The following is a 24055-nucleotide window of genomic DNA, read 5'->3' as shown; positions in this document are numbered from 1 at the left end:
TATTGCAAACTATTGTAAAAATTCATCTAGCGCAATCTTGTTAGTTCTGATTCGATTTCTTGGAAAGAATCTTTGAATATTTTTAAAATTAAGCGCATTGCGTTTGCTGCGTTGGAGACGTCTTTATTTTCTAATGGTTGAAAACTGTTTATTTTGTTACGCATGGTAACAACACTCTTACGCAATCTTGTGCTGTGTGAGTCAACATCTACATCGATTGTTTTTGTGCGTAAGAAATTTAAAGTTAGTTGTATTTTTCTTTTGGCGAGAGGTGCATTGGCACTATTGTATTTTTCTTGTAGTATGTCTTCGGCAGAACGCCCTTTTTCGCTCTTGATTTTGTATACGATTACTCCTAACTCTGCCATTTCAATTGGAATGTTTTTAATCAAATTTAAGTTACCATTGAGAGAGTCGAGTATAGGTGCTTTTATTCTTGCACGGCGAATGTTCGATTCCATTGATTTAATGGTTTTGATTTCACTTTGTACATTTGAGTACCAAGAGCCTGGAGATTTACGCCATTCTTGTTTTATTTTTTGAAGAACAGCTTCTTGTTGTCGCTGGGCAACTATTTGGGTTTTGAAACTATCATCGTTGAGTAATTTTTCATTTTTTTTCTGTGTTTTCTTTAAGTTTTCCCAAGCGACTTTGGTTGCTGGGAGTACCGAAATTACATCGCGCATATAACTTGTTAAACTACGCAGTGAATTATCATATTCACCTGTTTGTAATCCTTCTTCACCATCAGCAATAACATCATCAAGCTCTTTAAATTCAATATCGGACTCAGGTAAAATACTTAGAGCACCTTTGGGTGGTTTAAAGAAAAAATCATCTGGGTATTTTTTGTCCCAAGTATTGATTGTTTCACTCATTTTTTGGATCATTCCTTTGAACGCTCCACGACGATCGCGCAATACTTGTAGTATATCTTTGATTTGGAATACTTTATTTTTATTGTTGCCGATTTTCATTGCCTCAGTAACCATATCCTGAATTTCATAACGATATTTGCTTATTTCTGCTAAAAATTCAGGTGTTAGTTTGCTTTCTTTGGCGTAACGACGAAGTAAATTGTTTGCCTTGTCCCACTCTTTGTTGTTTTTGAGTTTTTGACCGTCTTTGATTGCGTTGTTTAGGCTAGCAACTAGAGATATACTCGAAGCCAGTTTCGATTTAACAAGTTTTGGAACTTCAGAGTAGCCTTCTGATACAGGATAACGGCTTTCCATCATTTCGATTTGTCTTTTTAATGGATCTATGTTTTCCTGCATTTGTCCTAAGTAATCTTTGATTTTGGTGATGTAAGCACTTAGCTTTTCTGTTTGTTGTTTCTCGTATTTAATTAACTGTGCTCTTTTGATAACTCGCTCTGCTTCTTGTAGATACCTTTTAATTTTTGTTATGTATTTCTCTGAATCTGATGCAAGGGATAATGAATTTTCTAGGATATATATGGCGTCATCTAAATTTTCTTGTTCTATTTTCTTGTTTATATTGTTTGATATGGAATTCAAACGTGCGACCATTCTATTTGATTTTTCGACAAGAGGTTTACTTGCGCGATAGAATTGTCGCGACTCGCGATCAGGGTCGAAGTTTGTGCGCACATAGTTTACTTTTTCTTGTAGCAAAGATGTTAAATCGGTAAGAGGAAGTAGCTGCTTTTTGATCTTTTGCAAAAGAATAACAACACGTAAACCTTTTTCGCTTTTTTGTTTCATACTCTGAGCGATTTTTACTGTGTCTGCTGTGCTTTGTCTTACTTGTTTTAGTGAAATGAGTAGGTTTGTTTCTTCCGAAACCTCATCTAGTATTGCGATGGCTTTTTCAAAATCGCCTTGGTGTGCTGCACTTCGACTATTCTCAATAGCTTGTTTTAGGCGAGAAGTTTCTTGTTCGGCTTTGTTTTTAATTGCTAAAGTTTCTTGGTTTTCTTTTGGTATATCTAGTGCCTGATCGAAACTTTGGAGGGTGACCAAATCAGCACTTAAAATATCTAACTCACTTTTTATTGTGGTCAGGCTTTTTGTTGATCCTTGTAGAAGCACAAGGTATTGACGCCTACGTTCTTTCTTTGTTGCTTCTGTTTCACAAATTACAAGTGTTTGATCTACGGATTCAATCATGTTTTTGATTTCCGTACCATCAGGAGATGATAGATTTTTGTAGGTATTGCTTTGTTTTAAAGCTGCTGTTAGGCTACCTGTGAACAGTAGTTTTTCTATTTTTTGAAGAGCACTGCCCCATTTATCTAAGTCTTTTTTGGTACTAACTGCTAATTGTGAACTTCTTTGTGGCGCAGATGGGTAACCATTTGACTCTGGGTATTTTTCTTGCAAGATAGAAAGTTTACTATCTAGTGATTTGTGTAGTTGTGAGAATAAAATAATGTTCTCACGCAATTTACGTAATACACGACGCACTGAAGATTCTTGTATACGAATGTTGTTCATATACTGTGCCATACTAAGCGTGTGGTTTGCTTTTAATTTTAAATTGTCAATGGTTTTGGTTATTTCGTTTTTATACTCTTCTTGCGAATAACCTTTGAATTTATTTTGCAAGAATGTTAAAGCTTCTTTTTCTTTATTTTCAGCTATTAGGCGGTTTGCTTCGGTAATAGTGTCTTTTATTCCCACAATTTCTTGGTCTATACGTTTTATCTCTGTGGTGATACGTGGGCTCGGTTCAGGGAAACCTAGCTTAGAAGGAAATTTTTTAGTCACTTCTTGGACAATCACTGTTACTTCACTTGTTTTTTTCTTCATTTCTTCTGTGTAAGAGTCTAGTTGAACTATAACATTGTTACACTCAGTAATTGTTGTTTGGCGTTCATCGTAATTTTTGTAGAGAACCATGCCCCAATATATTACTAAAAGGGCAATAATAGAACTTAGAACAATGATGATGTTTTGTTTTGTTAAATATTGTTCTATAGGGAAGCGTTTTTTTTGACTTGGTGATGTAGGCGCTTTTTGCGGTGACTGATCTTTTGATATCTGTGGTTTTTGTACGCGTTTGCTTGTTTGTGTTCGCGATATTTTTTGAGTCTGTTTTTCTTTACTGACAGGTGCTAAAGTAATGCCGTATTTATTGAGAATATTAAAATCGTCTGCACTAAGAGCTGGTAGTTCTTGGTCTTTGACCACAACCGAATCTTCGAATGCTTCGCGGATAGCGCGTGGTGTTGTTTTCTCTTCTTGGTTAATAGCAACACCGTATTTTTCGAATATTTCGAGTTCTTCGTGTCCTAAACTTGGTAACTCTTCATCAAGAGGAATTTGGGATTCTTCGAAAACAAATTGCTTACTGCTTAAGAATTCTTCTTCTTCCTCTTCTTGTATTTGACCGCCGGTAGGTATTTCTATTCCGTATTTTTTGAGTACTTCGATGTCATCAGGGCCTAATTGTGGTAGTTCTTCGTCGCGAATAACCACAGAGCCCTCAAAAATTCCTTTGTGCAGGTCTTTTTTCTTAATAGTGTCAATACCATATTTACTTAGAATCGCCATATCACTAGATGTTAGAGGAGGAAGAGGTTCGTCTAATGTTACAATTGAATCTTCTCCTATGACCTGATCATTGCCGATAGCATCGAGATTTGGTTTGCTACGTGGAATATCCATTTCCACAACCATCATTCCTGCATCAAAACTATTTTGTTGAACGTCAGGACTGATTTCGATGTAATCTTCATCAGGCTCTGATTTTAGCACTTTCAGGGAACAGGGTATGTTTCCTAAGTCTTCGCGAATTTTTTCTAGTGCTTTTTGATCACGAATAAGTTCCTGTGCATCGCCAAAAAAGAAATTGTCTTTTTGGTCATCTTTTTGGCACAAAAGAGTCGAACCATTTGTCCATACAAATATAACATACACAACTTCAGGGCTTGTAAAAAAGCTGTTACGTAAGCGTAAAGCTAGTTCAAAATCAATTTCTTCGTGTATTGTGGAAAGTGTGCCTGGATTTGCATTTAAAAAATAATTGAGATTTTTAATGCCTACTGCGTAACAAGCTGCTTTCGTATCGACAAGCGAATCCTTAAAGGAAGGAGACATGCTGTTTTCTTCGACAAATGTGTCGTTGGCAAAATGATATTCAATGATTTCATTTTCTGCATGAACAACTAAATATTGCTCTTTGTCACTTTCAATAATAAGAACATGATCATTTTTGAAGTCAGCTAGTAATTCTTCTGTTAAATTTTTATCGTAAAACAAGCAATATTGTTTAGCGGCATAAATAAAGCTACAACATTCCTGAAATGTAATTTCTTTGTTCATCACAGCTACTCCATCATTAATTTTGCTTTAAGCTCGTCATGTTCGCGTGCATAGTTACAATTTTTTTTAAAGTTTTCATATAATTTATATTTACTACTAGAAGCCCATTTTTCGTTAGAGGTCGATATTTTTGTCTACGCTAGACAAACTTAGTTGGTGGCATACTTCAATATCAAATAGTCGCAGAGTTTGTTTTTCTTTGTTATAGACTAATAGTGGTTTTATACTCTCAATGTATTTTAACACTTTCGGTGTACAAATTTCTAGTTCTTCAGATAAATCTTTTATTGTAAATTCATTGCTTTGTTTTTCTTTAACGAGATAATTGAATATTTTTTGTGTTTCTTTTTCATATAAATAATCTGTTAACAGGTTGTTTACATACGTTTGATTAAAAGCTTCTTCAAAGGCAATATTGTCTTGAGGATTTAGGCAAATTTTATAAGTGGCGTCTATTTTATTTTTTGTATGTGTTCTGCTAAAGAAAATAAATACTATATTACAAAAAAGATCGTCTGTTATAAAAGTTAAAAAACGACGAAATTCTTTTTCTGGCATAAAATTTATGCCGTCAATACAACAAATAATTTTTTTGTCACTAGCAGTTAGCTTTTTCCGAAGTTCTTGCCAACCAGCAGCAATAGTTATATCAAGATCCTGGATATTAACAATATTTTTTTGAACGTCGAAAATATTTTTTAGACTTCGGTAAAACCAAAATTTGAAAGTTGCACTGTCTTGATAAATTGACTGAGGTGAAACATAGTATTTATTAATACTATCAATTTTAGGTAGAAATGTATCTATAAAACCACATAGAGCTGTTTTCCCCGTGTTCGGTGCTCCTTCAACAAGTATTGTTTTTAATTTTATGCCAGGTGGTAAATAAAAAATTTCTTCTAGAGAGTCCTCTAAAAATGTTTCTACCCAAGGCATTACAATCATTTGTTCATTTTGCGGTTGTGGAAAACTAATAATACCCTTTTTTTCTGATTGATATTTTGTGTAGCTTTCAGATAACCACTCCTTTGAAAAATCTTTAATTGTTGCTGGTTTTTCATAAAGATGAAGACCGTCGCTTCCAACTAATTTCGCAGCAAAAAAAGGTGAAAGGGATAAGGCTTTTTGTTTGAACCTTATAAAAGTTACATTATCCCTTACCACATATTTGCTATTTTGAATGAAGTTTAGTAGCAAAAATAAATGTTGTAAGTGTTCTTCGGATTCATCAATATCAGAAATTGATTCTAAATTTTTGTTTAGAGAAGCAACATCGTGAAACCATTTCAAACGAGAAAAACGTTCTTGAAAAGCTATATCATTGAAAATATGCGAAAAACTTTTTATAGGAAGTACCGTTTTTATCTGCTTTTTCTGTTTGCTAGTGTAATCAATTATTGATAGCAAGTGGTCAATGTTTTTAATATCACATCTGGAAAATAACCAATAGTTGAACTTGTCGTCTACTCTTTTACTTTGAGCATATTCTAGCAAATGTAACTTAGCAGCAAAGGAAATAGTTTTAAAAAAAATATTGCTAACTATAGAACTTCTTTCTTCTATATCAATTTCTTGCGAAAGCCTTTGGTAGTGTATATCAATGAAATCGGGAAGTTTTAAGGTCATGTTAAAATATTTATGTTAGTAATTGCATGTTGAAAAATCATTAAGCTATAGCGAGAAGTTGGTTGTAGTTTCATTTTTATATCGTATTTAGAAAACCAATCTATGTAACCTGTAACTTGTTCTCCTTCTCCAAGAAATATTTCTATTTTTGTATCCTTTTTGAGTTCCTCGAGAGGTAACTTAAATCTTTCTTGTGGGTTTTTACTTGGTAGAATAGGAGATTTTTGCAAATCGCGATTTATAGTTAGTGATTTTAGGATGAGTTCATTGTTTCGATCGCGGCAAAAGTATTTGATATCTAGTTTAGGGATTGTAATTAGCTTACGATTGCATAAAATTTTGAGTTCGTATGGAGTGTAGGAATGAACGATTCCAATTTTTGATTTCATATCATATAAGTGAAAGGTAACAAGACTTTTACTTTTCTTCAGTTTTTGCAGATAATTGTTTAGAGGTTCATTGTCCTGCAAGCGGTCTTTTAGGTAGTTTTTGTACCAGATACCGCGCTTTTTTTCTTTTAAATCTTGCTGCTCGATGTATTCATCTACGTTAAGGTTATTATCAATTAATTTATAACATGTTTCTAGTGGAATATCAGCATGAGCTTTTTTAATTTGTAAAGCTTTTTCTTTACGAATTTCTTTCTGTTCGTTTGCTTTAAAATATTCTTCTAAAGTAAATTTTTTGTCAATTATAGACTTGGCTATCGGAATAGGCATTTCATATTTTTTTGTTAGTTCTAAGATTTCTTCTTCTTTTTTTACAAAATTTTGATGTTGTTTTTGGTATTCCTCGGAAGAAAATGAAGATCCAAGAATTTGTACAATGTTATTTATCGTTAAAGTGCCGTTTGGTGTAAATTTTTTTAACTCATGCTGTAATTTTTTCTTGGCAACCATATTTTGTTTATATAGCCTTTGTTTTTCTAGCCAAAGTTCTATAGGAACAACTCCTGTCGCTATTTCTAAGGCTGTGGCTTCATCCATGTGATACTTACGCATGAAGTATTTCACTTTGCTGCTGTGTTGTGTCGGCTTCTTGGGTTTTTTTTTGTAGTCCTTCTTGTGATTCATGGGTTTCTTTCTTTAAAGATTAGTGGGTCGTAATCGCTTTGAAAATGAAAAAGCAATTCAGGCACATAACAATATTATGCACCTTCAAAGTGCTGTGCTATTGTCCACAATAACTAGAATTTTGCAAAATTTTAGATAGGGGCACGTCCTAATAAAGTTTAGAAATGGATATGCTTTGGCTTTTATCCACCGATTAGTCTATCTAAACAGATTAATATGGAAACAATAATTATCATAACTGCAATTGAAATTGTTGGCCAAATGATAACAAATCCACCTATAAAACCCAACACTCCACCTAAAAGTGTTATAAAAGTAAGTTTGTCGTCGGAGAATTCTCTAAACCCTTGTTCTAGTTGTTCAGCCGAAATTGTTTGCAATTGAGTTGTGATAATTTTACGTATATCTATTTCTTGAATCAATCCCATTTGCGTTTTCAATAGTACGCCTTCTATTGCTTCTCGGTGAGAATCTATTGCATGTGGAATATTTTCTAGCACTATGTCCATATCCTCTATTATTGATATAAGAAGTTCTGATACTTTATTTATAATGCGATCTACAATATCATTAAGGGGTAGCTTCCAAATATCATTTATTTTAGTGAATAACTTTTTTTTTAAAACTTTTCCAACAACGTTTTCTAATTTTGAAACAGAAATGCTTTTTACTTGTTCTCTAAAGTTGGCATCTTCTGATATTTTTACTATGTAACTCGATAATAATTTTTTTGTGTCTTCCTGGAATTCTTTGTCAGTCGTGAGCTCTTTTAGTTTTTCGTTCAATGATGATGTAATACGTTGTAGTATGCCACTATTTTCTATTTTTTGCCTAATTAATTCTTCGTTTATTAATTTTTCAGAAACTTCACAAGTTATTTTTTCGACCAAGTCATCTCTTTGAGAAGGAATGAGGCCGTGACCAAAAATGGGTCTTGGGTACCGTGGCCAAAAAAGCATTTTTACAGCAATCCAATTTGTTCCAAAACCAATTAAGCCAGCAATTGAGCAAGATCTAACTATTTGGTGAGGATTCCACAAGAAACTTAATGTAAATAACAACAAACAACAAGGAGTGAAAATACGCACTGCAAATCTTAGGCTTTTTCCGGAGCGAAAAGCTAAACTTTCTATTGTGTACTCTGATTGGGTTTTGCTAGACGGAAACGGAAGTTGTGTTTCCTCGTGAAATATCTTTCTTCGATATTTCTTTATATACTCAACAAAAATTGTATAAGTGCTCCATAAAAAAACTGAGTTGGTTGCTTTGCCAAGAAAAATGCAGAATCGAAAAATCATGCTTTTAGATTATTAAATTGAGACTAGGGGTGTTAACATTTAATTTTGGCTTTTAGAGATTAGTTGGGTTACTTTTCTTTTACGGAGTATAATCGTGCGCTTTCAAAGTGCTTTGCTACTCCCTAAGATAACTCATACTACACAAAAACTTAAATGTCAATACGCTCTAACAGAGTTTCGTTCATTTTATTTTACAAAAAAACTATTTTTTGGCAAATATAAAATAAGGTCACACTTTTATTCAACAAATGTAAATTTAATGTAGCTTTGCTCTTGAATAGTGTTTGAAGGGGAATGAATGTGAATCTGTTTTGGTGTGTTTTTGATAGAGAATTGTAATTATCTTAAACTTTTGAGATAAAGGCAGAGCCGGTGAATACCGGCTTGTTGTGCAAACTTATACAAGTTTGACTTGCGACTTCTTACCGCTTTTACTTGTTTCACTAAGGCCTTCAACACCATTTTTTTCTATTTGCTGTCTAAGCCAGCGGATATCATCGCGGAATTTTTTACTATCTTCATAGGCTCTTTCTTCTGATGAACCACTACGCCCTTGAAGTGCCTCTAGTGCGATTTCTTCGGTAGGAGGCATCATTCCTGCCGACATTTTTTCGAAGATGACATTCACTCCCTTGAGGTGTTTTTTTACGACCTCAGAGTCAGATTCTGATTTTAAACGATGAAGTTGATTACATACACGAAAAGATAGAGCTTTTAAACTACTCAAACCTTCAGATATAATGGCAAAGCGTTTTGTGAATGCAAGAGCTCTTTTTTTGCGTATTTCAAATGCAATCATTACAAAAATAGATGCTATAATAAAAGCAATAACAAAACCGATAAGAAGAGAAGGAATATGTATTTGCATAGTTAATTGTCTTTTATTTTAAGGGGTGTGGAGGAAAAAAATTTACTGTTTTACATGATTTTTTGTTCATCAATTTTGTTTGTAAGTTACAGAACAATGTTTTTATATATTCCAACAAACAAAACTGCCATGAAAAACTTGGCATATTTTTTTTCATCACATTCCTAAGTGAATGTTATTTGCTTAGCTATTTTTTACAATTTTAAAATAGACTAAGGAGTAAAATTTCACACGATTGTACTTTTGATTTTCACTTTTTACTGGAGATTTGTCAAATAATATTTTGAAAATTCCGTATAAATATACTGATACTCAATAAAGTATATTGTGATTTGCGCTAGTTGAAATAAAACTACGACTCCGAGCTCGATCCTGTTCCCGTTCCCAGAAATTCAGCTAATTAAACAAGTAAACGTAAGCACTAATTTATATCAAGATAATTGAAAATTTATCTTGGATATTACCAATATTTGATACATACAATTATGTTTTTGCACTATTGTCAACATACTTGGATTTATGTTGTATTTATGCGGGATCGGGTTTAGGAACGTAAAAATAGCAAACTTTCTACTAGACATAGTACATTCTAAAATAATACAAACATGTGATTTTTTTTGTACAAAATACAAGATTAATTTGAAGCTAAGTATGTGGTTTGGTTTTTTTGATTGAAAGGAAGGTATGTAATGGCGAAACTTGGGCATTACGAAGTTATTAAATGTATTGGATCTACAGAGAAAACAATGCTTTACGCTGCAAGACACCCTTATTTAGGAAGAGAAGTTGTCATTGAAGCTTCTCCATCATCTAGTGACATAGATTTACAAAAACGACTGAAATTTTTAGCACAATTACTTGGCGAATTAAACCATTCAAAAATTTTACCTATATTTGATGCTTTCGAAGATGGAAAAATGATGTATCTTGTTTTTAATTGGCCTGATCTTAACTTAAGATCTATAGAAAGCATCTTGAAGGAGCAAGAAAAAATAAGCGTAGATGAAGCACTAACACATGTACTTCATTTATGTGAAGTTCTTGAGTTTTTAAAACAAAAAGAGGTGGTGCACCAAAATATTCACTTGCAAAATATTCTCGTTACAAACAACAAGTTTTATTTGAGCGGTTTTAATCTAGCAAATCGCACAGAAGACAGTTATGAAGAATATCGCGAAGAACTTATGGATAGTCGTTATACCTCACCAGAGTGGGTTGGAAGGCTACCTATTAATTGCAAGCAAGATGTTTGGGGTTTAGGAGTTGCTTTATATCGAATGTTGACTGGAGAATACCCATTTGAAGGTAGTGTTGAGCTTTCGACATCCCAGACTATTCTTCGCGGTGAATACAAACGTTTAAATACATTTTCAGGCATTCCTCGATGTTTAGATGATTTATTGCAAAAAATATTTGTTGCAAACCCTGAAGAGCGTGCATCGTTAGAAACAATTAAAGATGTTGTTACTAAAGAGCTATATAAAAGTCCTGTTGGTACCGTTTTTATCGCTATGCCGTTTCACTCTCATTTTGATATAGTGTACAATACTATAAAAATTGTGTGCCAAAAGCATCGTTTTAAACCTGTACGTGTAGACGAGAATTTTATGCCTGCGAATATTTGGCAAGAAATAGAAGAAGGGATTAGCGAAGCGACCTTTATTATTGGTGACCTAAGTCCTGTTCCAGGGGCAGAACAAACAAATCCTAATGTTGCTTTTGAAGTAGGGATTGCCCACCACTTACAAAAACCAACCATTCTTTTAACCCAAGATATTGAAAAGCTCCCTTTTGATTTTAAAGGGCAACGTGTAAGTGCATATAAAAATACTGAAGAAGGAATGGATGAATTGGCTGAAAAGCTAAGTGGTATTATCGAAAATATTAGTTAGTATGTGTGGGAGTTAGTTTTTTGTCCTGTTTCCTATACCAAGATCGAGCGATTATATTTGATCTTGGTATAAGACTCAGTTTTTTTGTGTTTAGCCAAAAACAACGGATAATGCCTTCTGCGCTTTATCGGCAACCTCATCGATAATTTCTTTAGTATGGCAAACACCTAAAAATCCCGCCTCAAATTGACTTGGAGCTAAATAAACACCTGATTTGAGCATTTCATGAAAGAAAAGGTTAAATTTTTCTAGGTCACATTTTTTTACATCTTCAAAATTGTTGACTTTGTTTTCGGTAAAAAATAAACATATCATACTACCAACTCTTGTTTGTGACAAAGGGTAGCCGTTTTTCGTGATAATCTGTGTCAGTTTTGATTCCATGTAACTCCCCATTTGCTCAAGTGTTGTGTATACCTGTGGAGTTAACCGTTTGAGCGTTTCTAGGCCAGCAGTTACTGCAACGGGATTTCCACTGAGCGTACCTGCTTGGTATACAGGACCTACAGGAGCTACTTGATCCATGAATTCTTTTTTCCCGCCATAAGCACCTATTGGCATTCCGCCACCAATGACTTTACCAAAACATAGTAAATCAGGTTGAACATTGTATAGTTCGTTTGCACCTCCGCGAGCGATGCGAAACCCTGTCATGACTTCGTCAAAAATTAGTAGCGCTCCGTACTGACTACATAACGTTCGTAGCTCTTGTAGAAAATTTTCTTGCGGAGGGATACATCCCATGTTTCCAGCTACAGGTTCAATAATCACAGAAGAAATATCTTGCGGGTAGGTTTCGAAAAGTTGTTTGACCGATTCAATGTTATTAAAGTCGGCGAGAAGTGTATCTTGGGCGGTTGCTTTCGTTACTCCAGGAGAATTAGGAATACCTAAAGTTGTTGCTCCTGAGCCAGCTGCTATGAGGAATGAATCGCCGTGTCCATGATAACAGCCATTAAATTTTATGCACTTATCGCGTTTTGTTACTCCTCGTGCTAAGCGGATAGCGCTCATTGTTGCTTCTGTTCCGCTATTAACTAAGCGTACAACCTCGGCTGCTGGAACGCGTTCAGTGATGGTTTCTGCCATTGTTATTTCTAGCTCTGTTGGCGCGCCAAAGCTTGTTCCTTTTTGAATAATGTTGGCAATTTCTTTGAGGACCTCGTCATGAGCATGTCCTAAAATCATAGGACCCCAGCTACCTACGAAATCTATATATTTATTGCCATCAACATCAAAAATATGGGCACCTTTTGCATGTGATATAAATGGTGGAGTTCCACCAACGCTTTTAAAAGCACGAACAGGAGAGTTTACTCCTCCAGGAATAACACTACAAGCTTTTTCAAAAAGCGCTTTACTTTTTGTTTGATCCATGTTGTTTACCTTATTTTGCTAGAAAATGTTTTGTAAAAAAACCATTACTTTTGCGAAAGTTAAAAGAAAAAGAGCGACGATGGAATAGATACCACTCTATTAATAAAACAAAAAAAGCAGCGAGCAGTAAATATTGCCAAATTTCGCGGTTGATTGCAAGGAGATCGCGCGAAGCGATGTTTTGTTTCTTTAGTTTAAGTTCGGTAATAGGCGCAATACGACTTTCGTCTAAAGAAAATAAATTAGCAGCAATATAACGCGTCTCTACTAAATTTTTATGCGCATCATAGCCATCGAAACGGTAGACACCCATTTTTTTTGTTTGCGGAAAACGAATATTGTTTGCGGTGATTTTTTGTGAAAAGATTTTTTGGTCTTTATGAGTTACATTTACACTTTCGGTGTCTTCGAAAAATTGTACCCTGGCGATATCACTAGTGATAATATTTGGTTGATTGTGTATACCTTTATACCAAGAAATAGTGTTGGCAATAAAGATAGGAAAGGTCCGATCAAAAGGCCAACCCGATTGAAATATATCAAAACCTACAACAAGTGAATAAACATTTTGTCTTGTGATTAGGCCAACAACCATTTGTCCTTCGACTTCAAGAAGAGGAGTTGTGTCTTCTGGCCATGAAATTTCCATGATTTTACCAAGATAAAATTTACGTAAATCGACAAAGCGCATAATAGGGTGTAATGAGTTCTGATCTACGACTTTAAATCCATACTTATTATTTAGTTCGCCACTGCTTTTTACATCTTGTTGAGGAGGAACACAATTAAAAAATATATTGCCAACACCTGGTAAGATGCGTTTAGGACTTGCTTGATCAAATACAATTATGTCGTATTTTCGAAGTTGCGAATCTTTTTTCTTACTTTTTTCATTATACTCATCTAATGTTAACAACCAAAGATTTTCATCGTGAGAGTGTAGAGCTTTTTGTAGAATGAAATTTCCTGATCCAACTAAGCATATTTTCTTTTTTAAATCGGGAGGAACAATGAACCATGCATAGTTGTCTTCTTTGAGGTAGTCTTTTCCTTGTTCAATATTTATTTTTGCTGCGATAATTCCTGTGGGAAGTTTGAGCTTATTAAGTATAACACCGCGGACATCTCCTCCTCCCAACTCCACCAAACGCATATTATCTTGCGATACTTGACCATTGATGTTTAATTCTACCACCACTTCTACATTTCCTTGTCCGAAATTTTGTAGCTGAATAAAAGCTTGATAATCGTTGGTATTTTGATTTTTCTTAATGTCAAAAGCGGTGATGGCAACATTATTACTGCTTTGTCCGCATATTATGATTTGCGGAATGACAGGATCTTTGTTTGTCATATACTCGTTTAGTAATTTATCCAAAGAATCAATGCGACCATCTGTAAGTATGAATATACTAGGTGATGATATTTTGTTTACCATTGCTTTTGCTATATCGAGCGCTTCTGATATGTTTGTATATGTATCAACAGCACTAATATTTTGAATACTGCTGTTTAGCTTTGTCTTAACGTGGGTAAATGTTTGGACGATTTTAGAATGAGAGTTAAAAGTAACAATCATCATTCTGTCATCGTTATTTAAATCGGCAACCATCTCCCAAGCTTTTTGCTTGGCGCGAGATAAACGCGACTTTCCCTCTTCATCTAATGCTTTCATACTTGTAGATGTGTCAATAATAAGAACAATATTGCGTCCTTGTAAAGCTTGTTGAGAGAGAAAAGGTCTAGCGAGAGCAAAAATAGTAAGAAGCAGTAGTAATATTTGCAGAAACAACAGTAAATTGTTTTTTAGTTTTTGAAAAGGACTATTCACACGCATGTCATTAACTACTTTTTGCCATAACAAGGTAGATGAGAATACATATTCTTGTCTTTTTAGCTTTAAAAAGTATAGCAATATAACGCAAGGAATGAGTAGTAACCACCAAAGAGCGCTTGGAACTAAGAAATTATTCAACATATTTTATCTCACGGTTTAGGAAAAGTAAATTCTTCGCGACAATGGCGACACAAAACTCGTTGCCCTTCCATTGAGGGAACACCTGTTACTTCTTGTGCACAATGAGGACATGTAATAGCAACTTTAGGTTCTTTATTGTTATCTATTTCGATGGCCAAGCTTAAAACTTTGTTTTCAACATTTGTAATTGATTCTTGAAGCTTTTGATAGTGCTCATGTGATTCTTGCACATGGTGAGTAATATCATCGAGCTTTTTTTGCATTATGTTGAGATGTTGTTCATTGATTTTTTCTAGTTTATCTTCAATCGTTGTTAGTTTCTCAGAGAAATTTAGTTCGCTAAAATGAGTATTGATATCGTCAATAACGTGTTTAGTTATGTCTTGTGTGCTTTTGTTTAGCTCTTTTATAATTGATTCGTGGTTATTTGTAGTCGTATCTGCTGTTTTTTCGTTTAGTAAGTTCTCTATTTTTTGCAATTGATTTTTAATAGAGCTCGAAGTTTCTTTACGTAAATTAGGTTCTGATTCGTTTTCAGGAGAAGCATTGTTTTCCACTAGTTGTTCTATACGCCAAAATCCAGTTTCCATCATTTTGGCCAGGCTTTTTTTCATTGTATCCAAGTCTTTGGGACGTATGTTTTCTAAAAGAGCGTCTTCCAATTTTAAAACCAAAGGCTCAAAAAGTTTGGATATCTTTTGTTCTATTTCTTGTGGTGTCACATTTGGAGTTGTTTGCGATGTTGTTGTGCTTTCTTCTGCAACTTCAGCGTTTTGAATTTGTAACTCGGCTATAGAGTCTTGAATGTTACCAAGCATGGACTCTAATTGTCCTCCTTGATCAAGAACAGCTTCTTGTATAGGTTGCAATAAAACTTGCGACTCTTCTAAAGAAGGTGCTGAATCAATTCGCTCTTCAAGTTTGTTTGATATAAAATTTTGTTGTTCTTTTAGAGTATCTAATATTTCTTGTTGATCTATTGCTTCAAGAATCTCTGATTGAATTAGTTCTGGAATATTATCCAACTGCACCGACATTTTTTCTATAGACTCTTTTTGAAGATCTTCTATTTTTGAAGTTGCTTTTTCTATTGATTGAGCTACATCACTATTTTTAAATTCATCTATGAATTGTTTGTGTATTTCAATAAGCATGCTTATTTGGTTAGAAATACTAGTATTGTCTTTGTTGTGTTGAACGGTTGCATTTTCCATTTTTTGCGAAATGCTATGTACTATTTCACTGCATTCTTGTTTTATGTTGGAAATTAGTTGTTGTTGAAGGTTTGTTTCTACTTCTTCGCTTAAGTGCTGAACGCTATTGTTAAAAGACGCTTGTTCTTTTTTCAAATCTTGCAATATATTCATTTGTTTGTCATCACGTTGTAGCTGCTGGACATTACTTGCTAGCATTGCATCTATACGTTTGATTATTTTTTTATTAGTGTCAGAATTTTTTTGCAAAGCATCCAGGAATTCTTTTAGAGGTACATATATTTTTTCTTGTATTTGTTGGTATTGTAATTCGCGTAATACGATATCAGAAACTCTATGGAAAGTTTCTTCTGGTAATTCATCGGCAAATCGCGTGAGGACCTCTTGAGTAAAAGTAGACATTCTGTCTGAAAAAGTGTTCATTTTATCCCTTTGTTTAAATAAATAATTCGAAAGTTTAAGCGCATCGTCGGATAAAAAAAGTTATCCAAACAAAAATTATCTGATGCTTAGTGCATGTGGTCTAGCATTATTGTATATTTAATGTTATATTTTTTCAAAAAATTTAATGGAGATCGCGTGAAAAAATGAAATTAAATTGCTTTCATTTTCGCATTTCATAAAATAAACGAAAGAAATATTTCTGTATTTAAGGGATAAATTGCATGGAGAATTTTTTTACGCAGCCTATTAACATTGGCAATTTAAAACTGAAAAATCGCATATTTCTTGCACCATTAGCAGGAGTAAGTGATATACCTTTTCGCCGAATTTGCCAAGAATTTGGCGCTGGTTTAACATATGTCGAAATGTTATCGGCAAATGCAGTTAATTATGTGAATGCGAAAACTTTGCGTATGAGAGCTCGACACCCGAGTGAAGAGATATTGGGTGTTCAAGTAACAGGGCCTACACCACAAGAGTTAGCGCGGGCTGTTGAAAAACTCGACCAAGAAAATTTTGATACTATTGATATAAATATGGGGTGCCCAGTAAAAAAAGTGGTTAAGGCTAATTGTGGAAGTGCTATAACTAAAGACACAGAATATATGGCTGAAGTAGTGGCCGCTGTGCGCGCAGTAACATCTAAGCCTCTGTCGACAAAGTTTCGCATTGGTTTTGATAAAATAAATGTAGAAGATTCAGCGTTATGTTCTGTGAAAAATGATGTCGAAATGTTTACCATTCACGGGCGTACTGCACAACAGAATTACTCTAATCCTGTTGACTTTAAGAAAATAGGTGATGGTGTTAGTGCTGGGAAACAGGAAAAATCGGATATTGTTGCTGTTGGAAATGGCGATATATTTGATTGGGAATCGGCTGTGCAAATGCAGAAACAAACAGGATGTGATGCGATTATGATTAGTCGCGGAGCGTTGGGGAATCCGTGGATTTTTCGCGAAATTCTCGAAGGGAAAGTGCTGCACCCTACTTGCGAAGAATGGCTAGATGTAATATTGCGACAGTTACAGTACCATGAAGAGCACTACGGAGATAATGTCCCGACTACGAGAATGGCGCGTAAGTATTTTGTGTGGTATGCCAAAGGATATCCAGGTTGTAAACCGTTTCGTAGTAAGTTGCAACATGTAGATTCTCTTAAAGAAGCGCGTATCTTATTTAAAGAGTTTGCCGCGACTCTTCCTAAAGATTTAGTGCGTTACCAAGGTTTGTCTTTTAAAGAAGCACAGCATATAAAACACGGTTATGATCCTAAGTATGATATGGATCGTAAACTTGATCGTGGTGTTGGTACAGAATGTATGGAGTAGTTACAATAGTGAAATAATAACATTTAAAGTTTTAGATCGCCCTTTTCCCTGTTTCGAACATAAAAGATATTCTTTAAAATGCCGACGCACCTTAAATATTTTTTACAAAACAAGACACAGAAATAATACTAAGTTATCTCTGTGTCTTGTGTAAGTAATTTTTATTTGTCGAATAATGGAAATTTTCGCATTTCAAAAATGTCGAAAAGCGGTGCCATGGTGAAGAAATGTGGATCAAATATTGGTTCGAGACCTTTAAACAAAATAGTCCCTGATTGTCCTAGAGGTAACATGCTTTCTATACGTTGTGGACCATCTTTTCCCATTTCAACAATATGTGCATAAGTGGAACGCTTGGTTCTTGGCATTGAATGAACTTTTCCTAGTATTTCATGTTCAAAGTTAATAGAACCGCGCTGTCCTTTACCCCATGGATTCTTTCCTAATTGTTTTAGGGTTTCATCTAGAGCTTCAACGACAATATCATCAATGTTTTGTGGTGATTTTGTTTCCGAATCGGCAAACCAATCATATTTATTTTGCACGCCGTCTTTGCTTTTATCTAAAGCATGTAGTAGTACATTAAACAAGATATCTTTTCTTTGTTCTTGGTAAATATCTTTGAGTTCATCGCTAAATATTTTTTTGGTTACATTGTCTACCCATTTATTAGCTAATATCCATCCGTCAGCGCGGTCTTGTCCTGTTGCCCAATCGCCTGCTACAAAATGTCCATCCCAATCAGAAAGCATCTTCAGAGCAGCTAGTCGTTTAGGATTAGAGTTTTTCTTTACTGCTGCACCAAAGTCTTTTTCTACAAATTTCCAGACATTTCCTCCACCTTGAAAAGAATCGGTAGAAGCAATATGAAGTGCTAAATTTCGAATATCTTCAAAACTAAACTTGTCTTTTGCGGCTAGGTAATCATGAATAACATGTGTACGTTGGAAAACACCGTATTGATCTCTAGAACTATTGTAAGTACCGTAATCAACGCTAGATTTATTGTTCCATCCACCATAATAACCTTGGGCATTGTTGCGATCTGTTGAACGCGCTCTTAGTACTGCAGCATCCCATTCTTGTGGGTTTTGAATTGGTTGTGGAAAACGATATTCACCAGGTTTACGCAGTGGATCGCGACCTGACATCCAGTAGGCAATGTTACCGTTTTTATCAGCGTAAGTAAAATGCTGACTTACACCCATATATTCAATTCCTTGTGCAAATTCGTCCATGCTTTTTGCCTTGGCTAATTGTAACCAGCCTTGGATAGATTTTAAATCGTAATTACGATGTGCATACTTCCAGGAAATAATAGGACCATCTTTTTCTGGATTGTATGTTGCAGGATTATATGGCATTGGACTAATGACAGGTCCATGGGGCGTTTTGTATATAGAAATTTGAGCGTCTTGTTCTCCCAAAACTTTAATGGTTTCTACGCGATCTAGTTGAACGTTTGCTGGATCTTCTAAATAGAAATCAACAGTATGGGCGTGTCCTACTTGCATTGACCATGCATGGTGTGGAGTACGTCCAATAATGATTCCTGGAATTCCAGGAACGGTCATTCCTGAAATATGAATACCTCCAGCGTTGATAGAGCCCTCAACACAAATAGCAGGCGTACTAAAACCCATTTGTGGTCCAGAATATACAATTGGATTTCCGGTAGTTGTACGATCTTTAGATACTACCCACGCGTAACTTCCCATTTTGACGTAAGCATTTACTTTTTTCTGACTATTAATGCGATTGTTACGCATTTTTGTCAAATTAGTTGCCGATTTAGAAATGTTACTGTTAGCGATGGTTTCCCATAAATTTAAATCTTTTTCTACAGGAGAAATGGTTGTAATATTTGTGTCTTTACCAGGAATATAAGTTTGTGCTTTAGGGTCGTTTGTCCATCGTAAATCTTCAAACATACTAATATAATTTTTAGGATGTTTTTTGGCAAGAGTCTCGAGTAGCTTACCATTTTCAAGTTGTGTAAAATCTAATGCTTCAGGGTCGAAATTCATTTGTAAACTAACAACCCAAGCAAGAACATCACTTACTGTCCAATTTTCTAGTTCTAAACCAAGTGTTATAAACTCGAAAGGCATTAAACTATTGTCTTCGCGGATTTCAGCGATACGCTTGTTAAAACCACCGACATAACCTTGTATCACATTTTGAACTTCTTGGTCTAGCTCATCAAAAGCTTGGGTCATTTCTTCTTCGGAATAACCAAAAGTGCGAATAAAAATATCTCCATCAAGCAGGTCGCTGCCAAACAAAGCAGCTAGTTTTCCGCGAGCACCTAAACGAAATTTTTCTGCTTGGAATAAGCGATCTGTTGCAACGCAATAACCTACGGCTTCGTAAACATCGTGGATCTTAGCATCTTCTGGCCCAGTAATAAACCAGACTCCTTTATCATCGCGCTTAATTTCTATGCTGCTTTGGGCGAAGATTGGTGCAGCAATGAATACAAGAACGAGAAATAAAATTTTGTACATTTTTGACCTCCTGAATAATAAAATATCGATTACGACTTTATTTTACTTAATCGATATTTGTTTTGCAATAGATAACAATTTGTACCTAGTACTCGAAGATTAATATTCAAGTAGTAGCGTTAGTATTCCTAAGAAAGTTTGGCTCTATAGTAGAACATTGGAGTTCTTTTGTTTATAATAGTTCGTTCACGCTCACGATTGAAAATTATTAACCTCTGTGAGTTTAGAAACTTGTTAATTTACAATTAAGGATATAACAATGTATCGTTTCTTTCTTTTATGTTTGTGTACTATTTTACCTTGTACTGCACAAAGTTTAGCTGAGTCTTTGGGTTACAAAAAGAATGATCGCGTGGTGATTATAAATGCTGATGATTATGGAATGTGTCACGCTGAAAATTTAGGAACACAGCGTGTATTAGAATATGGGATTGTTTCCTCTGCAACAATGATGATCCCTTGCTCTTGGGTTAATGAAAGTATTGAATACATTCTAAAAAATAATTTACAAAATGTTGGAATTCATGTTGCTTTAACTAGCGAGTGGAAGAACTATCGTTGGCGGCCTGTTAGTGGTAAAAAAATGACACTTGTAGACAAAGAAGGCTATATGTGGCGTGAATCAATACAGGTAGAACGCAGTGGTAGTTTGAAAGAAATTGAAGAAGAAGTTCGCGCACAACTTGATTACGCAATTAGTCGTGGAGTAAACTTGTCGCATTTTGATTCACACATGGGATCGTTTTATGGAACGGAAACTAATCGTGTTGAGTTTATGGCTTTGGCAATGTCTTTGTCCTATGAATATGGTCTTCCTTTCCGCGTTCCTTATTTTGATATGACAGATGCTTTTCGCAAAAAAGGTTTTGCAATACTCGATTATTTGGAAAGAAGTTTTAAAGCGCCTAAAAATTTACCAGAAAGACGCGAATATTATTTAAAGTTATTTGCAAACTTACCTCCTGGAGTGACCGAAGTTTACATTCACCCAGCGTTGGCAACAAAAGAATTGAAAGAAATTACTCATTCGTACAGTATGCGTCAAGCAGATGTGGATATTTTTACTGACCCAGAATTAAAAGAAGTGATAATGAAAAATAATATTCACGTTATTGATTTTGTAAAATTGAAAGAATGGCAACGGAAACAAACAGGATGGAGTAAAGCTTTAAAAGCTGGCGATGTTTTTCCCGAATACTTAAAGATTTTGGAAGAAAAAGCACAGAATTCTATTCAGTGGAAAGTTCTTACGCGCAATCAAAAAGCGTGGAGGTTGAAATAGATGGTTTTTGAATCCCTGGATTTTATCAGGGGTTTTTTTATTATCATTTAAGTGATTTCACTAAGCGAAATCCAATACGGCTCTTGGCGTCGGTTGCTTCATATAACTCACGCACTTCTGAACGAAAAATTACAAAACTGTATCCGCTCCAACTCCCACCGCGAGCAACTCGCTTTCCATATTTAGTTCCCACAGGATCTATTGCTTCTCGTGTTGAAGGTGTGTAGTTGTCATCACACCATTCAAGAACATTTCCTATCATATCGTAAAGCCCAAACGCATTTGCGCGAAAACTCTTTACCGAAGTTACTTCGACAAATCCATCATTTACTGGGAGTGGTTTCAAATAACTAAATTGTTGTACAAGTCTTGGGTTACTGCTTAGCAACATTTGTGTGCTGCGGTCATAATATTTTTTGCCTGCTTCTTTGTCATAAACATTTGCATATGTTGTTATTAGAAGCGGATTTTTACCCCAAAAAAATAAAGAGCTCGTACCTGCGCGACAAGCATATTCCCATTCGGCTTCTGTTGGTAATCGATATTCATTGTTTAGTTTGCGCAATAAAATTTTTGTAATTAAATTCCATGAGACAAATGCTGTGGGGTGAGTATTATGATCGCGAACATGATATTTTTTTTTATTGTAAGGATTAAGCATCAATGTTTTCCCTTGCCATGGACGATGATTTTCTCCCATAACAGATCGCCATTGTTTTTGAGTAAATTCTGATTCACTAATCCAAAATGGCTTACTTAAGGTAATTTGACGTCGAGGTATCTGGGGAATTGTTCTTGATCCCATCCAAAATTTTCCTGGAGGGATGAGTAGCATCTTTATTTTTTCATTTGCGATGGTAAATTCTTGGCGAAAATCTTGAAGGTTGTGATTGTTTTGCGCATACCAAATTTGATATTTGTTTACGAAAAGTTGTTTCTCATAATGTTGCAGTTCTTCCCATTTTTGATTTGTAAAATCAAAATATTTGCCGTTCCAGCATTTTTTCCAAACATTTGCATCCATAGGAAGACTCTTTTTTTTATTTATTATTGAAGTTTTGACAGGCGTCTTTTGTCTTTGGCGTTTTTGTTGTGATGAATTTACTGACATATACAATGTAAAAAATACAATGCTGACTGCCGCTCCTGTTAGAATACTTAGTATTAATGCACTAGAGCTTTTTTGTTGTCGCGGTTTTTGTCTTGTGCGGCGTTTGGGAATAGACTGATATTGTGCTACAACATCTTTATCTTGTATTTGAATTTTAATAGAGTGAAGTGAATCTACCAAGCTTTGTTCTATGATACTTATACTGAATTTGTTTTTAATAACCGGATTTACTAACTGATGATGTAAACGCGCGAAAAAATTAGCGATGACCCCAGCATTTTGCCACCTGTCTTGAGGCGATTTAGCCATTGATTTGGCAACAATATTGGATATCTCTTCATAAAGTACAATATTTTGTGGTGTAGTTTTGATTATATTTTTAACTAGTGGGGGAGTTTCATCGTTTACTGCCATCATACAACCAATAGCGCTTTTTTTGTTAAAAGGAGAGTATTTTGTTGTCGTAAATAATTGATATAGAACAATTCCAAGAGCAAATATATCACTTGTTAGTGTTACTTTGCCCTTGGTTTGTTCTGGACTCAAGTACATTGGTGTTCCAACAACATTTCCTCCAAGTGTCAGCTTAGTTGAATGTTCGTTGTGTAGATCTTTACTTATACCCAAATCAAGTATTTTAACAATACCTTTTTCTAAATTAACCATAATATTTGAGGGTTTAATATCACGGTGAATAATACCTGTTGTGTTTAGTATTTGAATTCCGCAGGAAATTTTATTTGCGATAACCAGTTGATCTTGTAATGAAATTTTTACTCCACTTATAAAAAGATCTTCTAAAGATGTTCCTTCTACAAACTCAAGAACCATATACATCTGATTGTTTTCTTGAAATAACTCATATGCACGAATGAGATTTTCGTGGCAAACAGAAGATAAAAACTTATATTCGCGTATAAAACGATCATATATATACTTGTTTTTGGCGTTTGTTATTACCTTTATTGCCACGATTTTTTGTGATGGTATATGAATCGCTTTATAAACACTTGCCATTCCTCCTTTTCCCAGAGGGGAATGTATATGATAATTTTTTATATGTCTTTTTAAGGATGTTGGTATCTTTTGGGTGAAATCTTTTTCATTGCTTGTTTTTAAGCTTGCGAGAAAATTTTCAGATAGGTCATCAGTCATCTTTTATCCTACGAAAAATAAGGATTGCTCCCTTGGGTATGGTCTGTTTGGTCATATACGGCATTGATCGTTGGAATTTCTCGTTTTAGAGTACTCTCAATACCATTTTTTAGAGTAGCCATAGCCATACTACATCCTTGGCATCCACCTGATAATTCAACATACACATCGTTATTTTTTACTTCAAGAAGATTTGCACTACCACCATGCATTGCTAAACCAGGATTAATATGTTGATCTAACACTTCTTGTACGCGTGTTGCTAGATCTCCTTGTGGTAATTCTGCCTGTAAATCAGTAGAAATAAGCACTTTTTCATTGGCTATACAATCGCGAATTTCTGTTCCTATTTTCTTGGCGAACTGTGGCCACGGATCCATTGTGTTTTTCGTAACGTATAGTGAATTATTTTCTACATAGACTTGATCGATTCCACTAATAGAGAATAATCTTTCTATTAATGGAGATCCTTGTGCTTGTTCGGGTGTTTTAAAGTTATATTTTTGACCAGTATATATGTTGTATGCTACTTCAAACATACATATTTGTGGGTCCATTTGCGGATGACAGGTTATTGCTATTTTTTCACTCATAGCTGAATTCCTAAAAG

Annotated in this window: 14 protein-coding genes; 3 read left to right on the top strand and 11 right to left on the bottom strand. The window is 34.8% G+C overall.

Annotated features, from left to right (window positions below):
- Positions 1 to 26: 26 nt before the first annotated feature.
- The 5 genes from UABHE_RS26315 to UABHE_RS26295 all read right to left on the bottom strand — a co-directional run bounded on the left by UABHE_RS26315 (position 27) and on the right by UABHE_RS26295 (position 9154).
- Complete coding sequence (locus UABHE_RS26315; RefSeq protein WP_372366290.1) at positions 27 to 4289, bottom strand: hypothetical protein; 4263 nt, start codon at positions 4287 to 4289, stop codon at positions 27 to 29.
- Between the two features lie 114 nt (positions 4290 to 4403).
- A complete protein-coding gene (locus UABHE_RS26310; protein WP_372366289.1) occupies positions 4404 to 5915 on the bottom strand; it encodes a hypothetical protein in 1512 nt (503 codons plus the stop codon).
- Positions 5912 to 6988: a hypothetical protein gene (locus UABHE_RS26305; protein WP_372366288.1), complete on the bottom strand. Its 1077-nt coding sequence runs from the start codon at positions 6986 to 6988 to the stop codon at positions 5912 to 5914. Before UABHE_RS26305 ends, UABHE_RS26310 begins: the two co-directional genes overlap by 4 nt.
- A 182-nt stretch (positions 6989 to 7170) precedes the next feature.
- Complete coding sequence (locus UABHE_RS26300) at positions 7171 to 8076, bottom strand: DUF445 domain-containing protein (protein WP_372366287.1); 906 nt, start codon at positions 8074 to 8076, stop codon at positions 7171 to 7173.
- Positions 8077 to 8683: 607 nt separating this feature from the next.
- Positions 8684 to 9154 (bottom strand): hypothetical protein, encoded by a 471-nt coding sequence (locus tag UABHE_RS26295; protein ID WP_372366286.1) that lies wholly within the window; start codon positions 9152 to 9154, stop codon positions 8684 to 8686.
- Between the two features lie 689 nt (positions 9155 to 9843).
- On the opposite strand from UABHE_RS26295, the gene UABHE_RS26290 reads away from it, so the two are divergent.
- Positions 9844 to 11046: a serine/threonine protein kinase gene (locus UABHE_RS26290; protein WP_372366285.1), complete on the top strand. Its 1203-nt coding sequence runs from the start codon at positions 9844 to 9846 to the stop codon at positions 11044 to 11046.
- 90 nt (positions 11047 to 11136) lie between these two features.
- Here the strand turns inward: UABHE_RS26290 and hemL are convergent, their stop codons facing one another.
- The 3 genes from hemL to UABHE_RS26275 are packed head-to-tail and all read right to left on the bottom strand — an operon-like array spanning position 11137 to position 16038.
- The gene (hemL, locus tag UABHE_RS26285) at positions 11137 to 12423 is read right to left on the bottom strand and encodes a glutamate-1-semialdehyde 2,1-aminomutase (RefSeq protein ID WP_372366284.1); all 1287 of its coding nucleotides are present in this window, start codon (positions 12421 to 12423) and stop codon (positions 11137 to 11139) included.
- A 10-nt stretch (positions 12424 to 12433) separates the two neighbouring features.
- The gene (locus UABHE_RS26280) at positions 12434 to 14401 is read right to left on the bottom strand and encodes a VWA domain-containing protein (RefSeq protein ID WP_372366283.1); all 1968 of its coding nucleotides are present in this window, start codon (positions 14399 to 14401) and stop codon (positions 12434 to 12436) included.
- An 8-nt stretch (positions 14402 to 14409) separates the two neighbouring features.
- Positions 14410 to 16038 (bottom strand): hypothetical protein, encoded by a 1629-nt coding sequence (locus UABHE_RS26275; RefSeq protein ID WP_372366282.1) that lies wholly within the window; start codon positions 16036 to 16038, stop codon positions 14410 to 14412.
- 242 nt (positions 16039 to 16280) lie between these two features.
- Between UABHE_RS26275 and UABHE_RS26270 the strand changes: the two genes are divergently transcribed.
- The gene (locus UABHE_RS26270; RefSeq protein WP_372366281.1) at positions 16281 to 17390 is read left to right on the top strand and encodes a tRNA dihydrouridine synthase; all 1110 of its coding nucleotides are present in this window, start codon (positions 16281 to 16283) and stop codon (positions 17388 to 17390) included.
- 161 nt (positions 17391 to 17551) lie between these two features.
- Here the strand turns inward: UABHE_RS26270 and UABHE_RS26265 are convergent, their stop codons facing one another.
- Positions 17552 to 19897, bottom strand: coding sequence for a penicillin acylase family protein (locus UABHE_RS26265; protein ID WP_372366280.1), 2346 nt, complete (start codon positions 19895 to 19897; stop codon positions 17552 to 17554).
- A 259-nt stretch (positions 19898 to 20156) separates the two neighbouring features.
- Between UABHE_RS26265 and UABHE_RS26260 the strand changes: the two genes are divergently transcribed.
- The gene (locus UABHE_RS26260; protein ID WP_372366279.1) at positions 20157 to 21179 is read left to right on the top strand and encodes a polysaccharide deacetylase family protein; all 1023 of its coding nucleotides are present in this window, start codon (positions 20157 to 20159) and stop codon (positions 21177 to 21179) included.
- 43 nt (positions 21180 to 21222) lie between these two features.
- On the opposite strand, the gene UABHE_RS26255 is transcribed toward UABHE_RS26260, so the two are convergent.
- Positions 21223 to 23445 (bottom strand): bifunctional serine/threonine-protein kinase/formylglycine-generating enzyme family protein, encoded by a 2223-nt coding sequence (locus UABHE_RS26255; RefSeq protein ID WP_372366278.1) that lies wholly within the window; start codon positions 23443 to 23445, stop codon positions 21223 to 21225.
- A gap of 8 nt (positions 23446 to 23453) precedes the next feature.
- Positions 23454 to 24038, bottom strand: a complete 585-nt coding sequence (locus UABHE_RS26250) for a NifU family protein (RefSeq protein WP_372366277.1) — start codon at positions 24036 to 24038, stop codon at positions 23454 to 23456.
- Between the last annotated feature and the right edge of the window lie 17 nt (positions 24039 to 24055).

The sequence above is a fragment of the Candidatus Uabimicrobium helgolandensis genome (genome assembly GCF_041508025.1).
Taxonomy (GTDB): Bacteria; Planctomycetota; Uabimicrobiia; order Uabimicrobiales; family Uabimicrobiaceae; genus Uabimicrobium; species Uabimicrobium helgolandensis.
This window is presented reverse-complemented; position numbering and strand designations above follow the sequence as displayed.